Raw genomic sequence first — 24,999 nt, forward strand, 5'->3', positions numbered from 1 at the left:
CCTCGCCAAGGGGCTAAACCCGCGCGCATCCCCGCAGCGTCCAGCTTCGCCTCCAACAAATGCCGAAGTACAGCTCATGCCTGGAGGTGTCCGAGACACGGCGCCTGCGGGCGCGCATCCGGCGCTGCCAAAGGATCTTTTCGATCGCCTACCTGCAGCGCGGCGAAGCGTTTGAGGTCTGGCGATGGGAGCGCGTCACCGGTTTTGCAGCAAGTCCGTACGGAAGGAGCGCATGGCCGGGAACTTCGCGATCTTCGACCTCGAACTGGATCAAGGCGATCTCGCGACGATTGCGGCACTCAACGCCATGGCGTGCCGCGATGCGAGGGCTCTGCGCCCGCGTCGCCGATGGCCGCGGCATCGCTCACCTCGAGGGTCACTCGGCTGCGAGCGCCGCGATCTCCGCCGCGCAATCGCGCTTCATCGCGACCGGCGGCAGGGTCGACAGTTCGCGCCGCGCCGCGTCGAGGTCGGCGGTAAAAGCGGAATTGGTCTGCAGCCGCACGAAGGTGGCGGTAGCCGTGACGCGGCCTTCCTCGATGTCGCTGAGCCAGTGCACGTTGCAGACGCGCCGGCTGTCGCCGAAGGCGCGCGCCCGCGCGACGAGTGCCGTCGTCCGGGCGGGGATGAGCTCGGCCAGGACCAACCCCCAGCCATAGCCGATCGCGCTGTGGCCCGAGGGATAGGACCCGTTGAGGCGCAGATAGCGTTCGGCGTCGGGCGTGCAGCTCGGCCCTCCGTTCTCCATGAACGGCCGCGGCCGCTTGTAGTGATCCTTGGCTGAGGCCGTCGAATTGGAGAAGTCTATCGCCGCGCGGAACAGCAGATTGTAGGTGGCCGGCGTCGCTTCGGCATCGATCTGCCGGCCCGCGGCGCACGACATCGTTCCGGTCGAGGTGGGCGTGAACAGGTCGGCATCGCTCGTCGCGAGAACCCACCGCGCGCTGCCGCGCTGGGCGATGGCCTGTTTGGCGCCTTCGAGGTCGCGCGCCTGGGCTGCCGATCCGGGCTTGGGCGGCGGCGGGACGAGGAGCAGTCCGTCGGGCAGTTCGTCTGCTGCGAGATAAGGCGTCGGCCGCTTCGCCGGGATCGGCACGCCTGCCATGGTCGGCGTGCCAACCTGGGGCGCCCGCTCTGCCGCCTGCGATGCGTCCACGCGCTCGGCCGCCATGAGGACTACCGGAAGAGCGAGCAAGGTGACCCGACGCTGGGTTAGATTTCGGCGGGTAGCGTTTCGGTGCCCGTGTGCGATCATGGACTTCTCCCTGAAGCGTATTGTGGATGGCGAACCCTAAGACGCACGGCCTAGCGCAAACCGAACCAAAAATTGCAGCTTCGATGGCGAGAGCAAATACGAATATTGCATCTTGCGAGCTCTTGGCCGGGCGGTCGCTCGCCCGACGCAAAAGGCGGTTTGCGCCGACTTAGCCGTCGTTCGCCCCGATTTGGACGCGCCTGTAAGCGGGAACGTTCACATTCCCAGCCGTGTGCGGAAAGCCTTGAGCCAGAACCGTTCGAGATCCTTGATCAGGATTAGTCGCGCCGGGCGGTGTCGGCTTTTCCAGTGCAGTCTCGCCAGCCTTTGGTCCGATAATCGCCACGGGTCGATGCCTAAACGAGGCGGAACTGCGCCTCGCCGTCGTGGGCGCGGCCGCCGCGTCATATTCGGCGTGACCCCGGTCGGATAGTCTCTCACGGCGCGCGGCAGACGTCGCACGCTTCGAGGAGACGGCGATGACTGCCCCGATCACCAGCGAACTGAACCTCGCCACCCGCTTTGGCGTGCTGGTAAGCGGAACCGGTGCGGCCGACACGATCACGCCGGACAGCGCCCCACCCGGGCAGCCGCTGGTCGGGGCCGGACCCGACCTGATCCTGGCGCTCGGCGGCGATGATCTGCTCGACGGCGGATTCGGAGCGGATCTCATGCTTGGCGGGGACGGCGACGACACGTACGTGGTCGACGACTTCGGCGACCTCGTGATGGAATTTCCGTTCGGCGGGTGGGACACCGTTCGCAGTTCGATCTCCTATTCGCTCGATGCGGCCCCGGACACGCGCTTCACGGTCGAAAATCTTGCCCTGACCGGCGCAGCGGCGATCGACGGTACGGGCAACAGCCTCGACAACCTTTTGACCGGCAACGCTGCGGCCAACGTGCTCGACGGCCGAGCCGGCAACGATCGCATCGACGGCGGCGCCGGTGCCGACACGATGATCGGCGGTCTCGGCGACGACACCTTCTACGTCGACAATATCGGCGATCGCGTAATTGAGCGCGCCGGCGAGGGCAATGACCGGATCTATTCTAGGGTCGAATACAACCTCACGGGCCAGGCCGTCGAAACCCTCGTGCTAATCGGCACCGCGAGTGCCAATGGCTTCGGCAACGAGCTGGACAACACGCTGATCGGCAATGCCGAGCACAATTACCTCGACGGTCTGGCGGGCGCGGACGTCATGCGCGGCGGAGGCGGCGACGATGCCTATAGCGTCGATGATCTCGGCGATGTGGTCGACGAAACCTATGGGACCGGCATCGATGCCGGCGGTCACGATCAAATCTTCACGTCGGTCTCGATCTCGCTCACGGGCACGGCGCGCTTCGTGGAGGACGTCACGGTCTACCGCCCGGAGCCTGTCACCGTGATCGGCAACGATCTCGTCAATTTCTTCATGGGCGGGTACGGCGATGACACGCTCGACGGGGGCGGCAATGACGATCGCATTTGGGCCAGTGTCGGCAACGATCGCGTCTTCGGCGGCGATGGCAACGACGATCTCGACGGCTACACGGGCGATGACGAGATATTCGGCGGCGCCGGCCGCGACTACATCCGCGGCAGCGAGGGCCTCGATCGCCTGACCGGGGGCACCGGTCCCGACGTGTTCCGCTTCTTCGGCTTCAGCACGACCTATAGCGGCTTCGGCGCGGATTCAACACTCGCGACGATCAACACGATCACCGATTTCAATCGTGCCGAAGGCGATGTCCTGGAACTGCGCTCGGGCGGCTTCGCTGGCAAACTCGCCTTTCGGGGCGAGGTGACCACGCCCGGGTTCAGCCTGACCGCTGGCGCAGCGCTGGGCGGCGAGGACCTGGGACCGGGCTTCAGCCAGATCTGGTCCCATCGCGAGGGCGAGACGACCTACCTGATCGGTGATCTCAATGATAATCGTCGCCTCGACCTGACCGACATGGTCGTCGCCATGAACGGCCCGACCGCGCCGCTGGTACTCGCGATAACCGACTTCATACCAGGGTCATTCACGGTTTGAGGCGTGTGTGGACCATGCTGGTATCTATCTTCACGGTTCCACCGCAAAGCTGACATTGCTTCGGTTCGATATCAAATTCGCTGCCTGTAGAGCGGTCACTCATTCAGGTTGACCGATCTCGGCTTGCGAGGCGGCGGCTAGGCAGCAGAGGTGGAACCGCGACGGCCGATCACGATACTGTGCTGATCCTGGCGATGATCAGTCGATCGAGAAGGTTGGCAACCGTGTCCAAGTCGAGGAGCGGTTCCTCGCGGAGCCACCAGTCGAGCAGTTCGATCGTCCCGACGATGGCGAAGCGGATGGCGAGCCGTCTCGGCAGCCAGTGTGGCGACAGATCGGGGAGATTGGCCATGCGGTCGAACAGGTAGCGGACGAGCATGCCGCGCGTGGCGTCGCCCGCGCCGTTCAACAGCGCGAAATACGTCGCGCGCTCGACATCGACCGTCTGCACCAGTTCCCGCGCCGCAGCATGCGTACCGCCGTTAAGCAGCGCCGGCATCATCTGTTCGACGAGCCCGCCCGCCAGATGCGCGACCGTATCCACAAGCAGGTCGCGCGGGTCCGCATAGTGCCGGAAATAGGTCGCATAGCCGACCCCGGCACGCTCAGCGATCATGGCGCCCGTGACGGTATCGAATGCCATGTCAGCCAGGAGTTCGAGCAGTGCCTGCCGCATCGCCGCGCGTGATCGCACCACCCGCGCATCCTGTCGCTCACTCGCCCTTGACACTGCAGACATCGTTCCAATTTATGATAAGTAACTTATCAAAAGTGGGGTCGAAGATGGACGCCATCGTTTCGCAAGTCGAGCGGCAAAACGGTCAGAAGACCCAAAGCAAATCGGCGGGCGCCGCGCGCAGCGGACCCGTGCGCGAAGCGCTGCCGGTCCGCGGTTACGAGGCCGTACGGCGCGTGCTGCGCGATCCGGGCCTTCGGCAGGCCGGTTTCAAGGCCGATCTCGTGGAGCGCGCGGGCAGGGCGGTGCGTCCGCCGATCCTGTTCCTCTCGGGCGAGGCACACCGGCGTCAGCGCGCCGCCACCGCGCGCTTCTTCACGCCCCGCGCGGTCAAGGAACGGCACCGGCCGGTGATCGAGGCCTGCTGCGATCGATTGATCGGCGAACTGCAGCGCAACGGCCACGCGCAGCTCGACACCATGGCGCTAGACCTCGCGGTGACCGTCGCCGCCGGCATCGTCGGGCTTACCGACAGCGACAAGCGCGGCATGATAAGGCGTCTCGATGCCTTCTTCTCGCCGGCGCTCGCCACGCGCCACGATCTAATTTCCGGCGTGATCGCGACCGTGCTGGGCCAACTTCGCATGTTCCATTTTCACGTTCGCGACGTCCGCCCCGCCATCGCGGCGCGACGGCGTCAGCCGCGCGAGGACGTGATCTCGCACCTGTTGTCCGAAGGATATTCGGACCGCGATATCCTGGTCGAGTGCTTCACCTATGGCGCGGCGGGCATGGTCACCACGCGCGAGTTCGTGACCATGGCAGGCTGGCACCTTCTCGAGAATGCGGAACTGCGCGGTCGTTTCCTGGCGACCAATCGCGTGGGCCGCGTGGCCATGCTCGAGGAAATTCTGCGGCTCGAGCCGGTGGTCGGCACGCTCTATCGCCGCTCTGCGGGTGAGGAAGCGCCGCTCGCGCTCGATATTCGCTCGGCCAATATCGACAGCGAGGCGATGGGTGTCGATCCGCAGCGTCTCGATCCCGGCCGGCTGCGCAGCGAGCGCGTGGGCGGAGCAGGCCTTGCCTTCGGCGATGGCGAGCATCGTTGCCCGGGCGCGGGCGTGGCGCTGAACGAGGCCGAGGCTTTCCTCGATCGTCTGCTGCGCGTGCCCGGACTGCGGCTGGCCCGCGCACCCGACCTCGGCTGGAATCCCCTGGTCACCGGTTACGAGCTTCGCGATTGTCGCCTTGAGATCGTCTGATGCTGGGCGCTTTGAAAGAGCTCATGCGCCCGCCTGCGGGCATGGTGGCCGATTTCAGCGCACCGATCGGCGCGCCGTCGCTGGCGCCTGCCCATGGTGTGTCCTGGCGGGTTTTCGCCAATCCGGTGACGGTTTTCATCGGCGGCACGGCCGCGGTGCTGATGGAACTGGCCGAGCCGTCGGTGCGCGCGGGCGTTTGGGGAAATAGCAGTTTTCGCCACGATCCGCTGGGCCGACTGCGCCGCACGGGCTTCGCCGCGATGATGACGGTCTATGGGCCGCGCCGCGATGCCGAACGGATGATCGCGCGCGTGGTGGCGATGCACGAAGGCGTTCACGGCACGACGCCCGACGGGTTGCCCTATCGCGCGAACGATCCGCAGCTATTGAATTGGGTGCAGGCCACGGCGATTTTCGGCTTCACCGAGGCTTATGCTGCCTATGCCTCCGCCTTTAATCCGGCCGAGAAATCAGCGGCCTTTGCTGAAGGCCTGCCCGCTGCGAAACTCTACGGTGCGGTGGACGCGCCCGGGTCGTGGGAGGCGTGGGAACGGCTGCTGGCAGCGACTGCGCCGACGCTCGAAGGATCGGATGTACTTGCCGAGTTCCTCGACATCATGGCCGATGAGGCAGTCCTGCCGGTCTCGGTCCGATGGCTACAAAGGCTGCTCGTCCGCGCGGCGGTGGAGATCGTGCCCGAGCCGGTCAGGAGTCTTCCGCAATTGCGAGAGCGCGGACTTAGGACATCCGAGCGGTTGCAGGTTCGCGCCATCGCCCTAGCGGCGAAACTGCTGCGGTTCTCAAGGTTGCCGCCCGCCCAAGCTGCGAAGCGTATGCGCCCAAGTTATCGCCTCAGATCGCCGACATAGCCGCCGTAGTAGAGCGCAGGCGGCACACCTGATAGCGGCCGCTGGTTGATGTCGAGCATTCACGACGTCGTGCTTCCCCGAGGGGTGACGGCCACCTCCGCCGACTTAGCGATCGTTGACCAGTGCTTTTGAGGCCGCCAAAAGCGGCGTCGTGACGCTCGAAACCGTGTCCATCTGGCTGGCTGTTTCGGCAGGGATCTTAACTGCATGCTGTGTTGCCATGTTTCATCTACATAGAGATATGACTGCAGCCATCGCCTCTATCTATTCTTGGCGGTGTGGGGGCTCAGCGCGCCGTCGCTTCGCCGCTGCTGCTGCTCATCTGGATGCTAAAGCTGCGCCTCTAGCTTAGCGCCCGCGGGCAAAAGACCAATCCGATGCCCGGCTCAACGATTTAAAACCAGTCGTTGACACGATGATAGGGGCGGCGGTCATGACGTTCGGACGGCAGATACTTGCCGATCGTGCAACCGTCAGTCCGCGCTTGCCTTTCCGGAAATCCGGGTGTCAGGAAGCGCGATGTCACCGCACACCCGCGCCATGATCGCCGCCGCAGCTTTTGCCTATGCCACCGGCCAAACAGTCGCTGGCGTTCACGACCATGCGGCAGGCCGGGACCTTCGGATCGGAGCTGAAGCGCGCGGTGCTCACCTCCAAGGCTATGACGGCGACCGCCCAGCCAAGTTCGGCGGTACGCTTCCCGAACTTTACGATGGCGGTGACAAGGCCTTCGTGACCCTTGAGATCGATGGCCTGAACGCGAAGGGATATGATCGCGGTTCGTCGAGCCACTATTCGCTGACGATTACCGACCAGATCGTCCAGCTGTACGACCATGGGCAGGCCGAGTGGTTCGACTACAGCATCCAGCCCGCCTGAGCGCTGGCTTGCAAGTGGCTCCTATCCTACCGCAATCGAATGCGTAAGTTCGCCGACCTAGCAGTCGTTCCTGGCTAGCTTTGCTCATCGAGAGCAGGCGCTCGTTCATAATCTCGGGGTGGCTCGACCCAACGGACCTAGCAGTGCCGACTAACGCCCAAGGCGATTGCGACTCGATCTGAACTGGAACGGGTTTCTCTATCCTCGCCGAGCTCGCGCTGCTAATTCCTGCTTATGCTCGAACAGCTTCTGACACCCGGCTATCTCGCTTTTTCGGCGAGCTTTGTCTTGATGATAGGCATCGGTCTCGTCGAGGCGGTCGGACTCGGAATCGGTGCTCTCGATCTCGATGTCGACATGCCGGAACCTGACGGCTGGGCGGTCCTCGATTGGCTCGGTCTAAGAAGCGGCTTGCCGATCCTCATTTGGCTGACGTCGTTGCTGGCCTGCTTTACCTTCGTCGGAGTCGTCCTGCAGCAGAGCGTTGAAGCACTGTTCGGCGCTCCTCTGCCCATCGTTGTCGCCGTGGGTTTCGCCTTGGTTCTCGGCCTAATTGCGAATGCATTCTGTGCCGGCGTGGTGGCGCGATTAATGCCGGAGTACCAAACGACCGTCGTCGATCGAGAGGCTCTTCTTCGGCGAAGGGCCACAGTGCTCGAAGGCACGGCGCGCCGCGGTTCGCCGGCTCGTGCAAAGGTAACCGACCAACATGGTCAGGCTCATTACGTGATGGTCGAACCGCACGAGGACGGCGATGCGGTAGCGCAGGGCGAGATCGGCCTGCTCGTACGCCAAGATGGGCCGCTGTTCTTCATCCTGCCAGAAACCAATGCAACGCTGTCCGTCGTCTGACAGGTCGGCCTCTCGGCAAATCAATAGGAGAGTTTGATGCCCGCACCGTTGGTGAACATTCTCGTATACGCGGGAATCATCCTCCTCGCCCTGATAGTGATCGGCGTGATCCTCACGCGCCTCTATCGGCGTGCGACCAAGGATGTCGCCCTGATCCGGACGGGTTTCGGTGGCGAGAAAGTGGTGCTCAACGGTGGCATCATGGTGATTCCGGTATTGCATGAGCTGATGCAGGTGCGCCTTTCAACCGTGAAACTGGAAGTCTCGCGTCTAAACAAGGATGCGCTGATCACGCAGGACAAGCTGCGCGTCGACGTTGTCGGTCTGTTTCACATCAAGGTGAAGCCCGATGCGCAATCGATCGCCGCCGCCGCACAGACGCTCGGCAATTCGGTCAACAACCCAGACGCGGTGAAAGCCTTGCTCGATGGCAAGCTGGTTTCGGCGCTCCGTTCGGTCGCGGCAACGATGACGATGGAGCATCTTCACGCCAATCGTGCGGACTTCATCCAGAAGGTCCAGGAAGCGCTGATGACCGATCTGGACATGAACGGCTTCCAGCTCGAGTCCGTTAGCATCACCCATTTTGACCAAACCGCCTTCGAGCATTTCAACGAGAACAATGCTTTCGACGCGGAAGGTCTCACCGTGCTCACGCGCACGATCGAAGAGCGCAAGAAGATCCGTAACGACATCGTCGCGACCAACCGCGTCGAGATCGAACAGCGCAATCTCGATGCCAACAACCAGTCGCTCGCGATCGCCCAAGAGGCGGAACAGGCGCGCCTGTCTCAGCAACAGACCCTGGCCGCGCGGCGTGCCGAGCAGGCCACCGCCATCGCCACGGCCGAAGCGGAGCAGACCCGACTGGCCGAGATCGCGCGCATTAGCGCCGAGCAAGCGCAGACCGTTGCGCAGACCGAGGCCGACAAGGTCATCCAGACGGCGACGATTGCCCGCGATGGCGCGGTTCAGACCGCGACGATCGAGCGCGATCGCAACATCGAACTCGCCCGCATCACGACCGCCGTGCAAACCGCGCAGAAGTCCGAAGAGGAATCCACCGCGACGGCGGCCGCCAACGAGGCGCGTGCGCTCGCCGTGAAGGCCGAGGAAAGCGTTCAGACCGCCAAGGCGACCGAGATCGCCAATCGTAACAAGAACGTGGCGGTTATCGCCGCCACGCAGCGAGCACAGGAAGAGGCCGTCCAGATCACGGTCGCAGCCAGCGCCGAGAAGGAGGCGGCCGACGCCAGGGCAGCAGCGCTGCGCACCGAAGCCGCCGCCGAAGCCGAGGCAGAGAAACTGCGCGCCGATGGCCGCGCAGCGGCATTTTCGGTCGATGCGGCCGGTCAGACCGCGCTCAATGAAGCCACAAACGTGCTGAACGCCGAGCAGACCGCGCTGCTGCTGCGCCGCGCCATGCTCGAGGCGCTGCCCGGCATCATCGCCGCGGCCAGCAAGCCGATGGAGCAGATTGACAAGATTTCGATCCTCGATGCTCGGGGCCTGCACGGCGATGCCGGAGTGCCAGACGGCTCGAGTGGCTCGGGCAACCTAGCTGACGCCGCGGTCGCCGCGGCCATGAAGTACCGCGTCGGCGGACCGCTGATCGACGCTCTGATGGCGGAGCTGGGCATGTCTGGCGGCAGCGTCGGCGGCCTACTTTCGGGCGCTGCGCCGGTTGCGCCGATCCCCACCCCGAGCATTGCCGAGAAGAACGATGAAGGTGCCAGGCGGGCTCGCTCGAGCAGCACGAATGGCGACGCCAGCAGGGTGTAGGTCAGTCCCTGTCGTGGTCGCCGCTCGTGTCATAACGCGTATCGAGATAGCGGCCACGGATCGCCAGGGCGTCGAGGTCTGCGGCGGCAATGGTCTTGCCGATGGTTTCGATCTCGCGGGCGACCGTCTCCAATCCGGCATGCAACTGGGCGGCCGGGGTGGAGCCGGCATGCGGCTGATGCGTGAGCGCGGCGGGTAGGCTCGTGTAGCTCTTGATTAGCGAGGGGACATGCTCCCCAAGCAGCTTGCGCAGCTCATAGGCCGCCGGATCGCTCGCGCTCAAGCCGCCGAGCCTTGGTGAGACTTCCTCCAATCGGCTCTCGAGAAGGTCTATGACCGTTTGGGTCTGCTGTGGAAGCCGGCGGCGCTGCATTTCCAGCCAGTCTTGGGTCTGGCTGATCAGCGTGGGCAAGTCCGACCCGGGGCTGGGTATGACCTCACGACCTCGCGTGCGCGGAAACAGCGCGAGCAGCACAAATGCAGTGGCCATGACGAGGAACGTCAGGAGAATGCCACCAGAGTCGAGGCCACCAGAATAGTCGGCAAAAATCAGGGCGCTGATGAAAATGGCGAATGTGGCCAAAACTGCCCGCAAAAGACGCTTGAGCCGATAGCGCCAGCGAAGCCGACTGGCTTTTCGCACCCGCGCCCAGCGCTGCCGCCGGAGTTCGCGGGCTGGGATTCCGGATTGAGATTTAGAGCTATCGGACATTCTCACGAACGGTCTCGATCAGTCGAGGGATTCCAGCAAACTGTTCCGCTCTGCCCCAGTAGAGCCCTGCGCCTGCCCTTCAGCCCGCGCGATATAGTCCTTCGACTTGGAAATCTCGCCTTCGAGCGAGGTCACGGTCTGCTTCATGCTGTCGAGCGCCTTCAGCTTGAACGTATCGATGCTGTCCATCGTGTCGTAGATCGTCTGGAACGCGCGGCTGAGGGTTTCGAGCGGCACTGCCGCGTTGACCGATTGCTCGTGAATGCGTGCGGTGTTGTCGCGCATCATCTGTCCGGTGGCGTCGATGATCTTCGCCGTCGTCGTGTTGAGCGCGGTGATCTGATCTAGGACCAGCTTTTGGCTCGTCAGGGCCTGGGCGACCGTGACGGCCGTACGCAGAGCGCCCACGGTCGTGGTCGAAGCACGGTCCACGCCCTTCACCAGCTCGATGTTGTTCTTCTTGACGAGATCGAGCGCGAGATAGCCCTGAACGCTCAAAGCCATCTGCGTCAAAAGGTCCTGAGTGCGCTGTCGGACGTAGAACAGCGCACTCTCCTGAACGGCCTTCGCCTTGGCCGGATCGGTCAACTGGAGTTGCGCCGCGCCCGTTTCGAGCTTCTCATCGAGCAGCTTCGACATGAAGATCATCTGTTCGAGCTTGCCCAAGGCTTGCCAGAGCTTCTGCCGCTCCACGTCGATCGCGGCATTGTCCATCAGCAGTTCGTCTTTCCCGCCCTGCAGGCGGGTGAGGATCGTGCTGATGTGGCTCTGTGCATTCTTATAGCCGTCGAAATAGTTGCGCAGTTTGTTGCCGAACGGGATTATGCCAAACAGTTTCCTCGGCGCGAGCAGGTTTCCGCGCGTGGAGGGATCAAGGTCCTCTACGGTGCGGCGCAGCTCCGCGAGGTCGGCTCCCACTCCGGATGTTTCGTCCATCGCCCGCACGGGCCGGTCGAGGAAGCGGTTCGATTGTCCTGCGGCCTCGGCGATCTCTCGGCTGCCAAGATGAGTGAGTTGATCGACCCGGCGTCCGAATTCGGGAGAGTTCACGTCCTGGGCGATCAGATCGGCGATAAAATCGTCGACGCGGCTCTCAAGGATCGTCTTCTGTTCGTCCGCTACCGGAACGAGGCCCGCAGCCCGTTCTGGCCGAACGATGGCTACAGGCTCGGGCGGCGTCAGCTTGAGTTCGTCAATCTGCACTTCGCCCGTCATCTCCGCGTCCTTTTCAGCTGTGCGTAGTGCACCTGCAAATTTCTAAGGGGGCGATGGGGGAAGTACAAGTTTTGCCGCTTGGTCATTGGCACCTCGCGATCTTCCGGATCGAAAATCGGCCAAGCAGCACGGCCGGCGAATTTTCAAATCTCCGTCCTCTCAGAGAGTGTTAGTGCGTCATCTATGTCCACGCCGAGGTAACGAACCGTGTTCTCGATGTCAGAACGGCGCGTAGGTTTCCGGTCGCTTTGCAGATCATCGACGCTTTCGTGCGGCGCAGCGAGTGCGTGCCGTACTCCCGGCGATCGAGCCCGATCGTCGAAACCCATTCATCGACGAGCCTGGCATACTGCCGAGTGCTGAGATGGCCGAGATAGTCCACGCGGCTTGGAAAGAGAAAGCCGTGTATATAACCTCGGCGTCGCTCGAGATATGATGTCAGGCTCTTTCGCGCTTCCGACATTATCTCGAATTGCACGGGACGCCCTGTCTTCTGCTGGATCACAGTCGATCGATTGCGGATGGTACCGCCGCTCACGACGTCACCGATCCTGATTTTGACGAGATCGCAGCCGCGCAGTTTGCTGTCGATCGCCAGTTCGAACAGCGCCCGGTCGCGCAATTGGCGATGCTCGTCGAGATAGAACCGAATGGCCCAGATATCGCACGGTTTCAGGGGGCGCTTTGGTCCCACGTTTTGGCCCGCATTCCAGGGGCGCCGTTCATGCACTGCAGGGTCAAGGTCTGAGTGTCCCGTGACGCTTCTCCAATGGCCGGAAATGGCCGATCAGAGGGTCGCATTCGACTGGGGCGTAAGCGTGTTCCGCCGACATAACCACCGTTCCAATGGCAGTACCTGCTTCCCGAAAGCGGTCATCTGTTCATCTTAGGCTGCTGCTTTGCTGATCGTAGAAGCTACGCACCAGGCTGCCAGCCGCCGCCGAGTACCTGATACAGCGTGACCAACGCGGTTATCTGGTCGGCGCGCAACTGGACAAGGCCGAGATCGGCCTGGAGCAGAGCGCGCTGGGCGTCGAGTTCCTCGAGATAGCTGGAGTAGCCGGCGCGATAGCGGTTGCGCGCGTGGCGGCGGGCATCGGCGATGGCGGCGCGCTGGGCCTCGGCGATGGCGCGCTGCCGGCCCAGGCTGGCGACATTGGCGAGAGCGTCCTCGACTTCGCGGAAGGCGGTAAGCGCGGCCTTGCGATAGGCGAATGCGGCCTGGTCGCGCCGCGCCGCCGCGGTCTCAACTCCGGCGCGCAGCCGCCCGCCTTCAAACAGCGGGGCGAGGACGGAGCCGCCGACAGACCAGATCGCGATCGGATCGAGCAGCAGGCTGTTGAACACCTCGCCCGCAGACGCCGTGAGGCGGACGCTCGGCAGGAACTGCTTTCGGGCGGCGGACAGCGTCGCGTCGGAAGCGGCCAGCGCCAGCTCGGCCTGGCCAATGTCAGGCCGGCGGCGCAGCAGCTCGGAGGGCAGCCCCTGGTCGGGCACCGCCGGGGCGGTCAGCGCGGTTAGCGAACCCCCGCGCTCGACCGGGCCAGGCAATTCGCCCGCCAGCAGGCGCAGCGCGTTCTCCTGCCGGGCGATCGCTAGCTCGACCTGCGGCAGGATCAGTGCGGCGGCCTGGGATTCCGCCTCGGCCTGCCGCAGTTCGAGCTGTGAGGTGTAGCCGACTTCGGCGCGCGAACGGGCAATGCGCAGGCTCTCGCTGCGGGCGTCGATCGTGTCCTTCACCACCACGCGCCGGGCGTCGAGCGCGAGCAGGGTGGCATAGCCCGAGGCCGTCGCCGATGCGACGGAGAGCCGGGCCGCATCGCCCGCCGCCTCGCTCGCCAGCCAGTTCGACCGCGCGGCCGAGACCTGGTCGGCGATGCGGCCGAACAGGTCGACCTCGTAGGCTGCCTGGACCACGGGCTGCGCCGAAGTGGACTCGCTCGGCTGGCCGAAGGCGTTGACCGAGCGCGCGCGCGAAGCGCCGGCACTGGTGTCGAGCGTGGGTAACAGCTGGGCGCGGGCCAGGGTCTCCTGCGCCCGCGCCTCCCGCACCCGTGCGATGGCGATAGCCACATCAACATTGTTCGCCACCGCCGCCTCGACCAGCCGAGTCATCGCCGGGTCGCCGAAGGCCTGCCACCACCGCGGATCGACCGTGCCGTGCCCAGGCAGGCCATTGAGCCACTGCTCGGGCGTCGCCACTGTCGCTGCTTCGGGCCGCGGCGTGGCGGGGCGGGGGGCCATGCAGCTGGCGAGCGGCAGCAGCAGCAGCAGGGCCACGCGGCGCATCACGGCCTCGACGCTCTGCCGTCGCTGGTATCGACCCGCGCCTCCACCGACATGCCCGGTCGCAGTCTTGCATAGAGCGGATCTTTCGTATCGAGCGCGATGCGGATGGTGATGCGCTGAGGCACCTTGACGAAATTGCCGGTCGCGTTGTCCGACTTGATCACCTGGAACTCGTTGCCCGCGGCCGGCGCCATCCGCTCCACCTTGCCGTGGATCTCGGCGCCGTCGAGTGCGTCTATGCGCAGCCTTGCCGGCTGGCCCGGCGCCATGTGCGCGGTCTGCGCTTCCTTGAAATTGGCCGCTACCCAGACCTGCGGCGGCACCAGGAACGTGAGCTGCGAGCCTGCGGTGACATATTGCCCCAGCCGCACGCCGACCTCGCCCAGCCGCCCGTCTTGCGGCGCGCGGATCGCCGTGTTGGCAAGGTCGATCTCGGCGAGGCGCAGCGCCGCCTCGGCGCCTTCCACATTGGCGCGTAGCCCGCCGCGGCCGACGGTCACGGTGCGCACCTGCTCACCCGCCACCTGTTGCTGCGCCTGGGCTTGGAGCACGCCGGCCTGTGCCGCGCGCAACGCCGCCAGGGTCTGATCGCGCTCGCGCAGCGACAGCGAGCCTTCGCCGACCAGTTCGTTCACCCGCCGCATATCCGCCTGAGCGCGGGCGAGCTGGGCGCGGGCATTGGCGACATTGGCGGTCTGCCCGGCGAGCTGCGCCTGGCTGGAGCGCTCGCTTTGCGTCGAATTGTCCAATGTCGCGTTCTGCGTGGCGAGCTGCGCGCGGGCCTGGTCGACCCGCTGCCGATAGATGCGGTCGTCGATCCGGGCGATCACCTGGCCGCGCTTCACCTGCTGATAGTCCTGCACCAGCACTTCCACGACATAGCCGTTCACCTGCGGCGCGATCACCGTGGTCTGGCCTCGGACATAGGCGTTATCGGTAGTCTGCAGGCGCGAGGCGAACGGCGGCAGGCCCCAGGCATAGAGCACCAGCAGGATGGCTGCGACGATGAAACCCACCGCCAGCAGAGTGACTGTGCGCCCGGCCCTCGGCGGCGCCCAGCCGCGCCGGGGGGCCTCGGCCTCGTGCACTTCGGCTTCCTGCGGAAGCTCGGTTGGGTCATCCATGCGTTGGTTGTCGGGCTCTTGCTCGGTCATTGCGCGGCTCTTTCCCTCATGGCCTGCATCGCCGCCAGCTCCGCAGCGAGCGGGGTCTCTCCCCGCCGACGGAAATAGATCCAGCGCGAAAGAAGATAGAGGAAGGCTAGCGTGGCCAGAACCCCCACCAGGATGAAAACGTCGTTGAAGGCAAGGATGTTCGCCTCGCGCGCAACCTGCTGGGAAAGCAGCAGGCCGCCCTCCGCTTGGCGCAAGGCCGGATCGCCCAGGTTGCGGGCATAAGCGCCGCTCAATTGCTGCAGCCGCTGGGCCACCAACGGATCGGTTGCCATCATCGACTGGACGATGTCTTCCGAATGAAACCGCTCGCGCACGACTTGGAAAGAACCGAGTAGCGCCGCCCCGCCGATCCCGCCCAATTGCTGCGAGATGCCAAAGATCGCGGAGAAGCTGACGATATGGCTGGGCCCTTTGGCCATGGCCTGGACAATGCCGGCCATCAGCGTGGGCCCAATGAAATAGATTGCCGCGAACGAGATCATCGCCTGGGTGACATAGAGCTGCACCGGCCGCGTCAGGTTGCTGGCGTCGGTGTCGAAGAACGAGGCGGCCGCGATCAACACGCAGGAGAGCATCACCGGTTCCAGCAGCCGCGTCGGGTTCAGCTGGGCGATGCCTGCCACCAACCCGGCGATCGATGCCAGGGTGACCACCACGAAAAAGCCGACGAGTTGCTCTTGCCCCATGCCTACCACGCTGAGCAAGCCGGCGGCGCCGAAGCTCTGCTCGGACAGCAGGATGCGCATGGTCGCGGCGATCAACGCGAAACGGATCACGCCCGCGGTGCCCATCCAGCGGGTGTTGAGCAGCGGATTGGCGCGGTTGTGCTCGACGATCAGGGCTGTGCCGATCAGGAGGATCGCACCGGCCAGCGCCACGCCGATCCACGGCGTCGACCACCAGACGATGCGCCCCTGCACCAGCACGGCGCAGAGCAGCGCCATGCCCGGCGCGAAGAGGGCAAAAGTGAAGAAATCGAGCGGCTCGAAGGCCTCGATCCGTTCGCTTGGCGGCAGGCGCAGCAGCGAAACGCAGGCGAGGCAGGCCAGTGTCAGGCCGAATTCGAACAGAAACAGGTTCTGGATGTCGCCGTTGGCCAGCAGCGCTGGCGAGATCACCCGTGCGAGAGGAGTCGCCACTTGCGCCACACCGACGCCCAGCACGAAGCCGACAAGGCGGGCCGCGGGCGGCATGGCTTGCATGAAATAGAACAGCGCTAGGGTCGACAGCCCGCTGGCGACGATGCCGCTGACGCCGCGCACGACGAGCTCGGTGCCATAGGAATGGACGAACAACTGCGACAGGTTGAGCGCCAGCAACGCGGCTAGCACGGTGCGGGCGAAGCGCTGGATGCCGAATTGCTGCCGCGCCTTGATCAGCAGCAGCGACATGCAGATGTTGGTCATCGAATAGGCCGCAGTGATCCAGCCGCCCTCGACATTGGTCAGTCCCAGCGCGCCCTGGATCTGCGGCAGGTTGGCGGCGAGCAGCCCGTTGATGAAGCCGCCGGTCAGCGCCAGCAGCGTGCCGATCAGGAAATAGCCGATCCGCCGCCGCCTGGGGTGGTCGGGGGTGGCCGGCGAGCCGGGCATCATCGGCCGCTCGTGCGGCTGGAATTGATATTCCACTGCCTTCGAACGGCTGTTCAAGCGCGACCTCGTCTTTCGCATTCAGCGCTCCGGCGCATGCGCGATCTCGGATGTTGGCCTGTCGCGGCCGAATGTCCATAAGGATGGTAACGCGCGCGGGGGCAAGCCATGCTGCTGATATCCGCCCCTTGCATGCCTTGGTCGTGGCCGGTCTGGAGCGTTGATTTCAATTGCCCTGCTTGTGGGAACAAGTCTGCCCGCCACTTTGCTGGCCGAACATAGCAAATGATCCGCGACTTCGCCAGGAGCATGCTCACTGTCCGGGACGTTCAATCCGTTTAGTCTAACAGCTGCCGTCAACGCGGCCCCGCTTGCGACTGCGACCAACTGGTTCAACTACGGGCGGGGCGAGGACGAGCTGTTGACCGCGCGTCTCGTCGCAGATGGCGCGCTCGTCCACCTGCCCGCGGGTGACCTGCGCGTGTACGAGGTGCCGGACAGCAGTTCGCTCCTCAAGGACCTGGCATTCACGGTCAACGTCGACAACGTCTTCGACAAGGCTCCGCCGCTCTATCGTGGGACCTATTCCGGCGGTGGCAACACGTCGGTCGGTTTCGCCAACGGCTTCACGCTCGGTCGCCTGGTCCGGGTCGGCGTGTCGAAGAAGTTCTGACCAGCTCTCCGCGAGGGCGGCCGGGTTTTCCCGGCCGCCCGTTCGGACGCCCTGGGGCAGGCGAGAGACTTTCTCCCATAACGTCGAAAGCCATGAGAGCGGGGCGAAACTACGACGCCGTCCGGGATCCCATCAGCGCCGTAGGCCGAGCGCGCGATCAGCGCTCGCTGAAGTGCCGCGCTGCGCTTTCGAAATGGCGGCGCGGGTTGTCGATGAACATCGTGTCGAGATCGCGCTCGCTGAGATCGGCCTCCCGCAGCGCCGGAATCACGTCGTCGTGGATGTGGAGATAATGATGCCGCGGCATCGCGGCGTGGTAGTCCGAAACCTTGGGGAAGAAGTCCGACCAGGCGCAGCAGTCGTGTGACAGCGCCAGACTGCCGACGTAGCCGCGACGGACCATCTCCGCGATCGTCGCGACGCGTTCTTCCATGGTGATAGCAAACTCGACGCCGAAGCGGTCCATTCCGAGCAGCGAACCTTTGTCGGCCAGCCTCATCAGATAGTCGATGTCCTTGCTGTCGCCGCAGTGACCTATGGTCACGTCCTCGAGATTAACGCCCTCTTCGGAGAGGACGCGCTGGGCGATCAGCCCGGTCTCGGCCTGCGGCGTCGTATGCACGGTTATCGGAACTCCCGTCAGCACGTTGGCGCGCGCGACGGCGCGCATGATCCGCTCGACCCCAGGGCGCAGCCCCTGCATGTCGATCGCGCACTTGAGTTCGCCAGCCTTGAGTGCGGTGCCTCCAACGCCCTCGGTGATGTCCCGGACGAAGAGATCGACCATCGGCTCGGGCCCGTCGAGCAATAGGCCGGGGCCGTGGAAGGCGAAGGGGCCGGGCACCGCGTCGAAGGTATAGGCCCCCGTCGAGATGACGATGTTGAGATCGGTCAGCGGCGCGACCTTGGCAAGGCTCGGCACGTGGCGACCGAGGCCGAGCACGGTCAGGTCGATGATCGTGTCGACACCGCTGGCCTTTAGCGCGTTGAGCCGCGCGGCGGCGTCGGCGATCGTCTGGTCTTCGAAGAAATCGGGCCGGTAGTTGTAGGTGTATTCCATGTCCATGAGGAAAATGTGCTCGTGGATCAGCACTTTCCCCAGCGCTGTCGTGTCGACAGGCCCGCGCAGCGTTTCCACTTTGGACATCGCATTTCTCCCACGCCGTGCCCCGAGCCCATCGATAAGCGACGGAACTCATGGGCTCGCGCCCTCGCCGGGGCGCTGCTCAGTTGGCGCCGCGCGCCATCGCAAAACTCTTCGTCAGGTGCTCGGCGAAGCCATTCTCGGCCGGGTGGAAGGTCCAGGCCTCGGCGGGATCGCGAATGGCTCCGATCTCTTCGGCGACGCTCTCGATCGACCATTCCGGCCGCCAGACGCCGCGGGTCTCGGTCACGTAGGCGCGCGCCAGGCGGCCGGCCACGGACACGTAGAGCTCACCTGTGACCGCGCAGTCCTCATGGACCAGATAGCCCACCATCGGCGCCACCATGTCGGGGCCCATGGGCGGGTACTGCGAGATATCGAGACCCTCGGCCATGCGCGTGACCGCGCCGGGCAGGATGATGTTGCTCTTCACGTCGCGATCTGCGCCTTCGATGGCGATCACGTTGTTGAGCCCGATCATGCCCGACTTCGACACCGCATATCCGACCGTCTGGGGCATCGTGTAGAGACCGCCGATCGAGCCCGTCAGCACCACGCGGCCATATCCGGCCTCGCGCATGTGCGGGAAGGCCGCGTGGGTGACATGGAATGCGCCGAGCAGGTGGACGTCGACCACACTGCGGAAGGCCTCGGTTTCGATGGTCGCGAAGTCGTCGAAGCGGGTGTTGCCGGCATTGTGGATCAGCACGTCAATGCGGCCCCAGCGATCGAGCGCGCTCTCGACGATCGCGCGTCCGCCTTCGGGCGTGGCGACGCTTGCCGTGCAGGCTATTGCCTCTCCGCCTTCGGCTTCGATCCGGCGAACGGCCTCGGCGGCGATGCTTTGGTCGGCGCCCGATCCGTCGAGCGTGCTGCCATTGTCGTTGATGACGACGTGCGCGCCGCGGCTTGCGAGCAGGCGCGCATATTCGAAGCCGAGCCCGCGGCCCGAGCCGGTGATGACGGCCACCCGTGCATCGAAGCGCATGTCGACCATTCCTCTTCCCCTTTGCTCTTTCGACCAGGCTTGCCGTGCGCTGAACGCGCCGCAACCGGCGTCCGAAGTTCTTTCCAGCCTTTCATGCGCTGAACTTTATTGCACTCAGCTTATGCTCGGTAGCGCATAGGAAGCTTGATCTTTCTGGACAATCGGCGGTGAATTTCATCTGAGTTCGATGCAATCAATTCATCGCAAGCGCCGACGAAGTCGACACTCGACCATGAAAATCCTTTCGTCCAAAGCGGTCGCCCATTCAGGGGTGGGCCCGCACGCAAACCGGCAACGGGGAAGCTAGTAGGCTACGCCTTGCCAAAATCGTGCGGGTCAAAGCAATCCGCCGCGTTTGCATCGCGCGCCGGTTGTCTTTGCAAAAGTGACAACGGTTCGGCTATCGCCTTGCATGGGAACGAGCGTCGCAAACAGCGCTCAGTGAGGAGCGATCATGACGGACCAAGCTCAGGATTTCGAAGCGTACGATTTCTTTCTCAGCGACCGGTGGGTCGCCGACCCTTATCCGTATTTTGACTACCTTCGGAACCAGTCACCCGTGCACCGCGAGCCGCATCACGGGATTCTCATGGTCACCGGTTACGCTGAAGCCCTGGAGATCTACAACGATCCCGAGCGCTTCTCCTCCTGCATGTCGACCACGGGGCCTTTCGGGGGCTGCCCGATCCCGCTCGACGATCATCGCGACGAGGACATTTCCGAGCTGATCGAGCAGTGGCGCGACAAGACACCGTTCCATGACCAACTCCCCACTATGGACCAGCCGGTTCACTCGGCTCACCGGTCCCTGCTGATGTCGCTGATCACGCCGCGGCGCCTCAAGGAGAACGAGGACTTCATGTGGAAGCTGGCCGACGAGCAGATCGACACGTTCATCGCCGACGGCGAGTGCGAGTTCATGAATGCCTTCGCCCAACCCTTCGCCGTGCTCGTCGTTTCCGACCTGCTTGGGGTGCCGCCCGAGGACCGGGTCGAGTTCCGCCAGCACCTCATTCGCGTGGAGCAGCAGAGTGGCGGCGCCGTGGTCGGCGGTACCGATGGCGAGGTGACCCACGGTCCCTTGGAATTTCTCTACGACAAGTTCTCGGCCTATATCGAGGATCGCCGGGCCAATCCAAAGGACGATGTCCTCACTGGCTTGGCCAAGGCGTTGTTCCCCGACGGTTCGGTTCCCGAGCCGATGGACGTCGCCCGCATCGCCGCCAACGTCTTCGCCGCCGGGCAGGAAACGACGGTGCGGTTGCTAAGCTACGCCTTCCAGCTGATTGGCGACCGCCCCGACATCCAGCAGCGATTGCGCGAGGATCGCAGCCTCATCCCCAATTTCGTCGAGGAGTGTATGCGCACAGAGGGGCCGGTCAAGGGCGACTTCCGCCTGACCAAGATGCCGACAACAGTGGGCGGCATCGACGTTCCGGCAGGCACTTTCCTGTTTATCGCAAACGGCGCGGCAAATCGCGACGCCCGCAAGTTCGACAATCCGGCCGAGTTCCGGCTCGACCGCAAGAACGCCCGACTTCACGTCGGCTTCGGCGCAGGCCGCCACGCGTGCCCCGGTGCGCCGCTGGCGCGAGCCGAGACGATCGTTGCGCTCAATCGCATGTTCGACCGGACCAGCGATATCCGCATTTCGGAGAAGGTCCACGGGCCTCGTGACGCGCGGGAATATCGCTACCTGCCGACCTTCATCCTCCGCGGACTGACGCACATCGCGATCGAGTTTGATCGAAAGGAGGCGGCTTGACCATGAAAGTTCAGGTAAATCCGGACATCTGCGCCGGTTTTGGCATCTGTACCGGCATAGCGCCCGAAGTGTTCGAACTGCACGAGGACGGCTATGCCGTGGTGCTGGTCACCGGCGTGGCAAAGGAAGACGAGGACACGATGCGCCGGGCGGAAAACCAGTGCCCGGCGCGCGCCATCTCAGTTTCTGAAACGTGATCTGCCCGAAAGGCCGGCCAGGATGTTCCAGAGTATGACGCCTCGCGCCAACTTTTCGGTCATTGCTGCTCCTTTAGCAGATGCCTAAAGGCGGACGCTGCCGAGTATGAGAGTTTATTGCGATGATGCCGAAGCGTGATCGACGATTGCTCGCAGCAATGCTCTTGCTGGTAACGGCCGCCATTGCCGGATTGGTGCAAGCATGGATCATCCGCCTCCACCTTGATGCTGCGATACTCGGCCATTGGGATTGGTTCGCCGATACGTTCGGCGTCGAAGCACCCGCGTCAGGGCCAGACAAATTCTGCTTCGATAATTGCGCGCCGCCCCTGCCGCTTTGGGCGGGTTGGATTAGCCTTGCGACGTTCTTCGCCGGTTTGCTGGCGCTCACCCGGGCGTGGTGGAGACCAAGGGGCTGATGCCGCCGACAACCCCGTCACTCGGCGTCTCGCTAGCGTACCCCAATAGCGGATATCGATGAGAGGAAAGATCTGAGGCCGCGATTCAGGCTCGAATGCCGAACCACTGAGCTCCTGCTGCGGTCAATCCGGAGAGAGTTGCCCATACTCCGCACCAAAACGCTAAGTGGATTGATGGGCTGTCCCAGTAACCTTGAGACATAACACGCGACAATGGGAATCTCGTGAAGATGTCTTCGGTTATCGATATTAGAAGCAATAACACCGGAAGACCCGCGCTAACAGCTATAAGCGATTTGAGCCATTGACCCGATCGGCGCGCGAGTGCGACATTGCCAGAATCCCATCCCCGCAACCAACATGAAACCATCACAAACAAACATCGAACCCCAAGGCGCTTCGCCAGGGGGCTAATTGCGGCCGCATGCCGGACAGGCGCCATCCGCAGCCACATTGCCATTGACTCGCCGCGCAAGACCGCGAAGTGCCGCAATGATTCCAGCCGGTATCATATCGTGCCGGCGGCAGGAGGATGATCAACGATGCCCAGCCAAACGATGCCCGAACGCCTTCTCGACCTGATCCAGGCGGAGGGCATCGATACGCTGTTCGGCATTCCCGATCCCAGCTTCTTCGCCTTGTTCATCGAGGCCGAGCGCCGCGGCATCGAGGTGGTCTCGCCGCACCACGAACAGGCCGCGGGCCTGACCGCCGACGGCTTCTTCCGCATGACTGGCAAGCCGGTCGTCCTGTGCATGAACAAGGGCCCGGGCGTCGGCAACATCGCCGCGGTCGCCAACTTCTTCCGCAAGGAGAACATTCCCGCGGTCTTCATCATGGCCCAGCGCCAGCGCATCTACGAGCAGCGCGTGCGCCGCGGCAAGATGCAGTACATGAGCCAGCCGCCGATCTTCGAAGGCGTGATGAAGTACATCGGCGTCATCGAATATCCCGACCAGACCGACGAGATCATGCACGAGGCGTTCCGCCAGGCGATGACCGGCGTACCCGGGCCGACCTATGTCGAATTGCCGCTGGGCGTGATGCAGGCCAAGTTCGACCTGCCCCCCGTCGCCGCGCCGAGCCGCTACCGTCTGACCCGCCAGCGCGCCGACGACCTGTCGATCCAGGAAGCCGTCGACCTGCTGCGCGGCGCCAAGGCGCCGGCCCTGCTGTTGGGCCAGGGCGTCTTCGTCAGTCGCCAGCACGAGGCTGGGGCCGCGCTCGCCGCGAAGCTCGGCTGTCCGATCCTGCAGTCGAACGCGGTCGAGGCTGTACTGCCGGGCTTCGACGACCGTACCTTCGCTTACAGCTCCGAAGCCGGCGGCCAGATCGCGTCGGCGTCCGACGTCGTCCTGGCAATCGGCACCGAGCTGGGCGAGGCGCTCAACTACGGCCGCGGCCACGCCTGGAAGGACGGCGATGCGACGCGCAAGTGGATCTACGTCGAGCGCGACGCCACGGCCTTCGGCGTCAACCGCCCGATCGACGTGCCGCTGGTCGGCGATCTCAAGGACATCGTGCCCCAGTTGACCGAGGCGCTCGGCGATCTCAAGCGCGAGGCTCCGGCCCGGCTTGGCGAATGGACCAAGATCCGCGACGACGCCAAGCAGGCGCTGACGGACCGCATCCCAACCACCTCCGAGCCGGTCCACACCGGCCGTCTCGCGATCGAGGCGACCAAGGTGCTGCCCGAGGACACCATCCTCGTGCGCGACGGCGGCGCTGCGTCGATGTGGTTCTCGGCGCTGCTGCAGTGGACCCCGCGCGATGCGATGTGGAGCTCCAACTGGGGCGCGATCGGTAACGGTCTGCCCATGGCGCTCGGCGCGCAGCTTGCTGCGGGGGACAAGCGCCGCGTCGCGCTGCTGACCGGCGACAGCGCCTTCCTGTTCCACATCTCCGAGCTGGAAACCGCGGTCCGCAAGAACCTGCCGCTGATCTGCGTGGTCGCGGTCGATCATGCCTGGGGCATCGAGGCGGCATCGTACAAGGCGAACTTTGGCGACAACACGGCGACGCCCGAAGCGCGCTGGGGCCAGGACGTGCGGCTCGACCTGACCGCGCAGAGCTTCGGCGCCCACGGCGAATACGTCACCCGCGCCGAGGACATCGGGCCGGCGGTCGAGCGTGCGCTCGCCTCGGGCAAGCCGGCGGTGATCCACGTCGAGGTCGATCAGGCGGCGAACAGCTCGTTCAACGGAATTCCGGGCTTCCTCGAATTCCGCAACTGGTTCGGCGAGGAAGGCGACTTCCTCGGCGTGCCCGGCGCGGCCCCGGCACCAGCCGCCGGCAGCGGTGGCGGTTCGACCGAGAACAGCAGCGGGTACTAAGGGAAACGCCGCCGCCGATCGCAAGGTCGGCGGCGGTTCTGCGTTCAGGCGTTTGCGTTCAGGCCAGGGCTTCGACACCGGCGATGCCGGTGCGGTGCATGCGGCGGCCGGAGTCGACGGCATAGGGCACCACCCTGTGCAATGCCGAAGGATTATCCCAGATCACGCAGTCGCCCTCCTGCCACTCGTGGCGATAGGAAAAGGCAGGCTGTGCGGTCCAGTCGAGCAGGCGGGCGAGAAGCGCGCGCGCCTCGGCCTGGTTCATCCCGGGTATCTGATCGGCGGTCGAGCCGATGATCAGCGACTTGGTGCCGTCGCGGCGCGTCCAGACCAGCGGATGTTCATGGCGCAGCGCGCGGCGCGCCTCGTCGATGCCTTCGGGTCCGCAAACCTCGCGGACCGAGGCGGTGACCGTATGGACGACGCGCAGGCCTTCGAGATCGGCCTTCTCTTCGTCGGACAGCGCGGCATAGGCGGCCTTGGTGGTGGCGAATTCGGTCTGGCCGCCCTTGGCCGCGAGCTGACGCGCGCTGAGCAGCGAGGCCTTGGGCGGCGGCACGTCGACGGTGAGTCCGTCCATGTGCCAGAAGAAGGTGCCGAAGACGTATTCGCGCTCGATCGCCGCGCCCTCGTTCAATGTCACCTCGTAGACCGCGGCGGCATCGGCGCGGCCGGGGACCTGCGCCGCGACGTTGACGCGCTCGCCCAGGGCGTCGGTCAGCGCCAGTTGCTCGGCGTCGGACAGGCCGATCTGCGGCAGGACCAGCACGGTGTGCCGTTCGAGCAGCGCGAGCAGTTCCTGGCTCACCGCGGGATCGCCGATCATGGCACGGTCGAGTTGGACCTTGGCGCCGATCGCGGGTTTGAGCACTTCGACTTGCAGAGTCATGACAAGCTTCCG

General features: G+C 64.5%; 21 protein-coding genes and 1 pseudogene. 11 read left to right on the forward strand and 11 right to left on the reverse strand.

Annotated elements, in window-relative coordinates; genetic code table 11:
• Positions 1 to 376 precede the first annotated feature (376 nt).
• Positions 377 to 1,156, reverse strand: coding sequence for an acid phosphatase (locus WG901_RS00005; protein WP_339584978.1), 780 nt, complete (start codon positions 1,154 to 1,156; stop codon positions 377 to 379).
• A gap of 578 nt (positions 1,157 to 1,734) precedes the next feature.
• Between WG901_RS00005 and WG901_RS00010 the strand changes: the two genes are divergently transcribed.
• Entirely contained in the window at positions 1,735 to 3,279 is a 1,545-nt protein-coding gene (locus tag WG901_RS00010; RefSeq protein ID WP_339584979.1) for a calcium-binding protein, read from the forward strand.
• Between the two features lie 169 nt (positions 3,280 to 3,448).
• Here WG901_RS00010 and WG901_RS00015 read toward each other — a convergent pair whose 3' ends face one another.
• A complete protein-coding gene (locus tag WG901_RS00015; protein ID WP_339584980.1) occupies positions 3,449 to 3,922 on the reverse strand; it encodes a hypothetical protein in 474 nt (157 codons plus the stop codon).
• Between the two features lie 140 nt (positions 3,923 to 4,062).
• Here WG901_RS00015 and WG901_RS00020 point away from each other — a divergent pair, with 140 nt between their 5' ends.
• From WG901_RS00020 to WG901_RS00040, 5 genes are all read left to right on the forward strand, one after another.
• The gene (locus WG901_RS00020) at positions 4,063 to 5,217 is read left to right on the forward strand and encodes a cytochrome P450 (protein WP_339584981.1); all 1,155 of its coding nucleotides are present in this window, start codon (positions 4,063 to 4,065) and stop codon (positions 5,215 to 5,217) included.
• Positions 5,217 to 6,086, forward strand: coding sequence for an oxygenase MpaB family protein (locus WG901_RS00025; protein ID WP_339584982.1), 870 nt, complete (start codon positions 5,217 to 5,219; stop codon positions 6,084 to 6,086). The genes WG901_RS00020 and WG901_RS00025 overlap by 1 nt, the downstream gene beginning before the upstream one ends.
• Positions 6,087 to 6,605: 519 nt before the next feature.
• Positions 6,606 to 6,965 (forward strand): hypothetical protein, encoded by a 360-nt coding sequence (locus tag WG901_RS00030; RefSeq protein WP_339584983.1) that lies wholly within the window; start codon positions 6,606 to 6,608, stop codon positions 6,963 to 6,965.
• Positions 6,966 to 7,199: 234 nt separating this feature from the next.
• Positions 7,200 to 7,817, forward strand: a complete 618-nt coding sequence (locus WG901_RS00035) for an OB-fold-containig protein (protein ID WP_339584984.1) — start codon at positions 7,200 to 7,202, stop codon at positions 7,815 to 7,817.
• A 36-nt stretch (positions 7,818 to 7,853) separates the two neighbouring features.
• Positions 7,854 to 9,599: a flotillin family protein gene (locus tag WG901_RS00040; RefSeq protein WP_339584985.1), complete on the forward strand. Its 1,746-nt coding sequence runs from the start codon at positions 7,854 to 7,856 to the stop codon at positions 9,597 to 9,599.
• 1 nt (position 9,600) lies between these two features.
• On the opposite strand, the gene WG901_RS00045 is transcribed toward WG901_RS00040, so the two are convergent.
• The 6 genes and pseudogenes from WG901_RS00045 to WG901_RS00070 form a co-directional block, all read right to left on the reverse strand.
• A complete protein-coding gene (locus tag WG901_RS00045) occupies positions 9,601 to 10,182 on the reverse strand; it encodes a hypothetical protein (protein ID WP_339584986.1) in 582 nt (193 codons plus the stop codon).
• Between the two features lie 147 nt (positions 10,183 to 10,329).
• Positions 10,330 to 11,526 carry a toxic anion resistance protein gene (locus WG901_RS00050; RefSeq protein WP_339584987.1) on the reverse strand — a complete coding sequence of 399 codons (1,197 nt, stop codon included), beginning with the start codon at positions 11,524 to 11,526 and terminating at the stop codon, positions 10,330 to 10,332.
• A 143-nt stretch (positions 11,527 to 11,669) separates the two neighbouring features.
• Positions 11,670 to 12,307: pseudogene (locus WG901_RS00055) on the reverse strand (tyrosine-type recombinase/integrase).
• Positions 12,308 to 12,441: 134 nt separating this feature from the next.
• Entirely contained in the window at positions 12,442 to 13,815 is a 1,374-nt protein-coding gene (locus tag WG901_RS00060) for an efflux transporter outer membrane subunit (RefSeq protein ID WP_339584988.1), read from the reverse strand.
• Positions 13,815 to 14,969: an HlyD family secretion protein gene (locus WG901_RS00065; protein ID WP_339584989.1), complete on the reverse strand. Its 1,155-nt coding sequence runs from the start codon at positions 14,967 to 14,969 to the stop codon at positions 13,815 to 13,817. Before WG901_RS00065 ends, WG901_RS00060 begins: the two co-directional genes overlap by 1 nt.
• The gene (locus tag WG901_RS00070) at positions 14,966 to 16,618 is read right to left on the reverse strand and encodes an MFS transporter (protein ID WP_339584990.1); all 1,653 of its coding nucleotides are present in this window, start codon (positions 16,616 to 16,618) and stop codon (positions 14,966 to 14,968) included. The genes WG901_RS00065 and WG901_RS00070 overlap by 4 nt, the downstream gene beginning before the upstream one ends.
• A gap of 382 nt (positions 16,619 to 17,000) precedes the next feature.
• On the opposite strand from WG901_RS00070, the gene WG901_RS00075 reads away from it, so the two are divergent.
• A complete protein-coding gene (locus tag WG901_RS00075; protein WP_339584991.1) occupies positions 17,001 to 17,252 on the forward strand; it encodes a hypothetical protein in 252 nt (83 codons plus the stop codon).
• Between the two features lie 157 nt (positions 17,253 to 17,409).
• Here the strand turns inward: WG901_RS00075 and WG901_RS00080 are convergent, their stop codons facing one another.
• On the reverse strand, positions 17,410 to 18,399 hold the full coding sequence (locus WG901_RS00080; protein WP_339584992.1) for a phosphotriesterase family protein: 990 nt from the start codon (positions 18,397 to 18,399) through the stop codon (positions 17,410 to 17,412).
• Between the two features lie 79 nt (positions 18,400 to 18,478).
• Entirely contained in the window at positions 18,479 to 19,393 is a 915-nt protein-coding gene (locus tag WG901_RS00085) for an SDR family NAD(P)-dependent oxidoreductase (protein ID WP_339584993.1), read from the reverse strand.
• A 445-nt stretch (positions 19,394 to 19,838) separates the two neighbouring features.
• Between WG901_RS00085 and WG901_RS00090 the strand changes: the two genes are divergently transcribed.
• The 4 genes from WG901_RS00090 to WG901_RS00105 all read left to right on the forward strand — a co-directional run bounded on the left by WG901_RS00090 (position 19,839) and on the right by WG901_RS00105 (position 24,098).
• Entirely contained in the window at positions 19,839 to 21,149 is a 1,311-nt protein-coding gene (locus WG901_RS00090; RefSeq protein WP_339584994.1) for a cytochrome P450, read from the forward strand.
• Between the two features lie 2 nt (positions 21,150 to 21,151).
• Positions 21,152 to 21,346, forward strand: coding sequence for a ferredoxin (locus tag WG901_RS00095; RefSeq protein WP_339586607.1), 195 nt, complete (start codon positions 21,152 to 21,154; stop codon positions 21,344 to 21,346).
• Between the two features lie 122 nt (positions 21,347 to 21,468).
• Positions 21,469 to 21,765, forward strand: coding sequence for a hypothetical protein (locus WG901_RS00100; RefSeq protein ID WP_339584995.1), 297 nt, complete (start codon positions 21,469 to 21,471; stop codon positions 21,763 to 21,765).
• A 542-nt stretch (positions 21,766 to 22,307) separates the two neighbouring features.
• Positions 22,308 to 24,098, forward strand: a complete 1,791-nt coding sequence (locus WG901_RS00105) for a thiamine pyrophosphate-binding protein (RefSeq protein WP_339584996.1) — start codon at positions 22,308 to 22,310, stop codon at positions 24,096 to 24,098.
• 58 nt (positions 24,099 to 24,156) lie between these two features.
• Here the strand turns inward: WG901_RS00105 and WG901_RS00110 are convergent, their stop codons facing one another.
• The gene (locus tag WG901_RS00110) at positions 24,157 to 24,987 is read right to left on the reverse strand and encodes a TauD/TfdA dioxygenase family protein (RefSeq protein WP_339584997.1); all 831 of its coding nucleotides are present in this window, start codon (positions 24,985 to 24,987) and stop codon (positions 24,157 to 24,159) included.
• Positions 24,988 to 24,999 lie beyond the last annotated feature (12 nt).

This window comes from Novosphingobium anseongense (genome assembly GCF_037482895.1).
GTDB classification, from domain to species: domain Bacteria; phylum Pseudomonadota; class Alphaproteobacteria; order Sphingomonadales; family Sphingomonadaceae; genus Novosphingobium; species Novosphingobium anseongense.

What these genes read in the sequence shown, in the direction of transcription:
- WG901_RS00010 (WP_339584979.1), top strand. Translation starts at nt 1,735, where the DNA reads ATGACTGCCCCGATCACCAGCGAACTGAACCTCGCCACCCGCTTTGGC.
- WG901_RS00025 (WP_339584982.1), top strand. Translation starts at nt 5,217, where the DNA reads ATGCTGGGCGCTTTGAAAGAGCTCATGCGCCCGCCTGCGGGCATGGTG.
- WG901_RS00035 (WP_339584984.1), top strand. Translation starts at nt 7,200, where the DNA reads ATGCTCGAACAGCTTCTGACACCCGGCTATCTCGCTTTTTCGGCGAGC.
- WG901_RS00110 (WP_339584997.1), bottom strand. Translation starts at nt 24,987, where the DNA reads ATGACTCTGCAAGTCGAAGTGCTCAAACCCGCGATCGGCGCCAAGGTC.
- WG901_RS00020 (WP_339584981.1), top strand. Translation starts at nt 4,063, where the DNA reads ATGGACGCCATCGTTTCGCAAGTCGAGCGGCAAAACGGTCAGAAGACC.
- WG901_RS00040 (WP_339584985.1), top strand. Translation starts at nt 7,854, where the DNA reads ATGCCCGCACCGTTGGTGAACATTCTCGTATACGCGGGAATCATCCTC.
- WG901_RS00060 (WP_339584988.1), bottom strand. Translation starts at nt 13,815, where the DNA reads ATGCGCCGCGTGGCCCTGCTGCTGCTGCTGCCGCTCGCCAGCTGCATG.
- WG901_RS00100 (WP_339584995.1), top strand. Translation starts at nt 21,469, where the DNA reads ATGATGCCGAAGCGTGATCGACGATTGCTCGCAGCAATGCTCTTGCTG.
- WG901_RS00065 (WP_339584989.1), bottom strand. Translation starts at nt 14,969, where the DNA reads ATGACCGAGCAAGAGCCCGACAACCAACGCATGGATGACCCAACCGAG.
- WG901_RS00090 (WP_339584994.1), top strand. Translation starts at nt 19,839, where the DNA reads ATGACGGACCAAGCTCAGGATTTCGAAGCGTACGATTTCTTTCTCAGC.
- WG901_RS00105 (WP_339584996.1), top strand. Translation starts at nt 22,308, where the DNA reads ATGCCCAGCCAAACGATGCCCGAACGCCTTCTCGACCTGATCCAGGCG.
- WG901_RS00095 (WP_339586607.1), top strand. Translation starts at nt 21,152, where the DNA reads ATGAAAGTTCAGGTAAATCCGGACATCTGCGCCGGTTTTGGCATCTGT.
- WG901_RS00080 (WP_339584992.1), bottom strand. Translation starts at nt 18,399, where the DNA reads ATGTCCAAAGTGGAAACGCTGCGCGGGCCTGTCGACACGACAGCGCTG.
- WG901_RS00015 (WP_339584980.1), bottom strand. Translation starts at nt 3,922, where the DNA reads ATGGCATTCGATACCGTCACGGGCGCCATGATCGCTGAGCGTGCCGGG.
- WG901_RS00085 (WP_339584993.1), bottom strand. Translation starts at nt 19,393, where the DNA reads ATGGTCGACATGCGCTTCGATGCACGGGTGGCCGTCATCACCGGCTCG.
- WG901_RS00030 (WP_339584983.1), top strand. Translation starts at nt 6,606, where the DNA reads ATGTCACCGCACACCCGCGCCATGATCGCCGCCGCAGCTTTTGCCTAT.
- WG901_RS00050 (WP_339584987.1), bottom strand. Translation starts at nt 11,526, where the DNA reads ATGACGGGCGAAGTGCAGATTGACGAACTCAAGCTGACGCCGCCCGAG.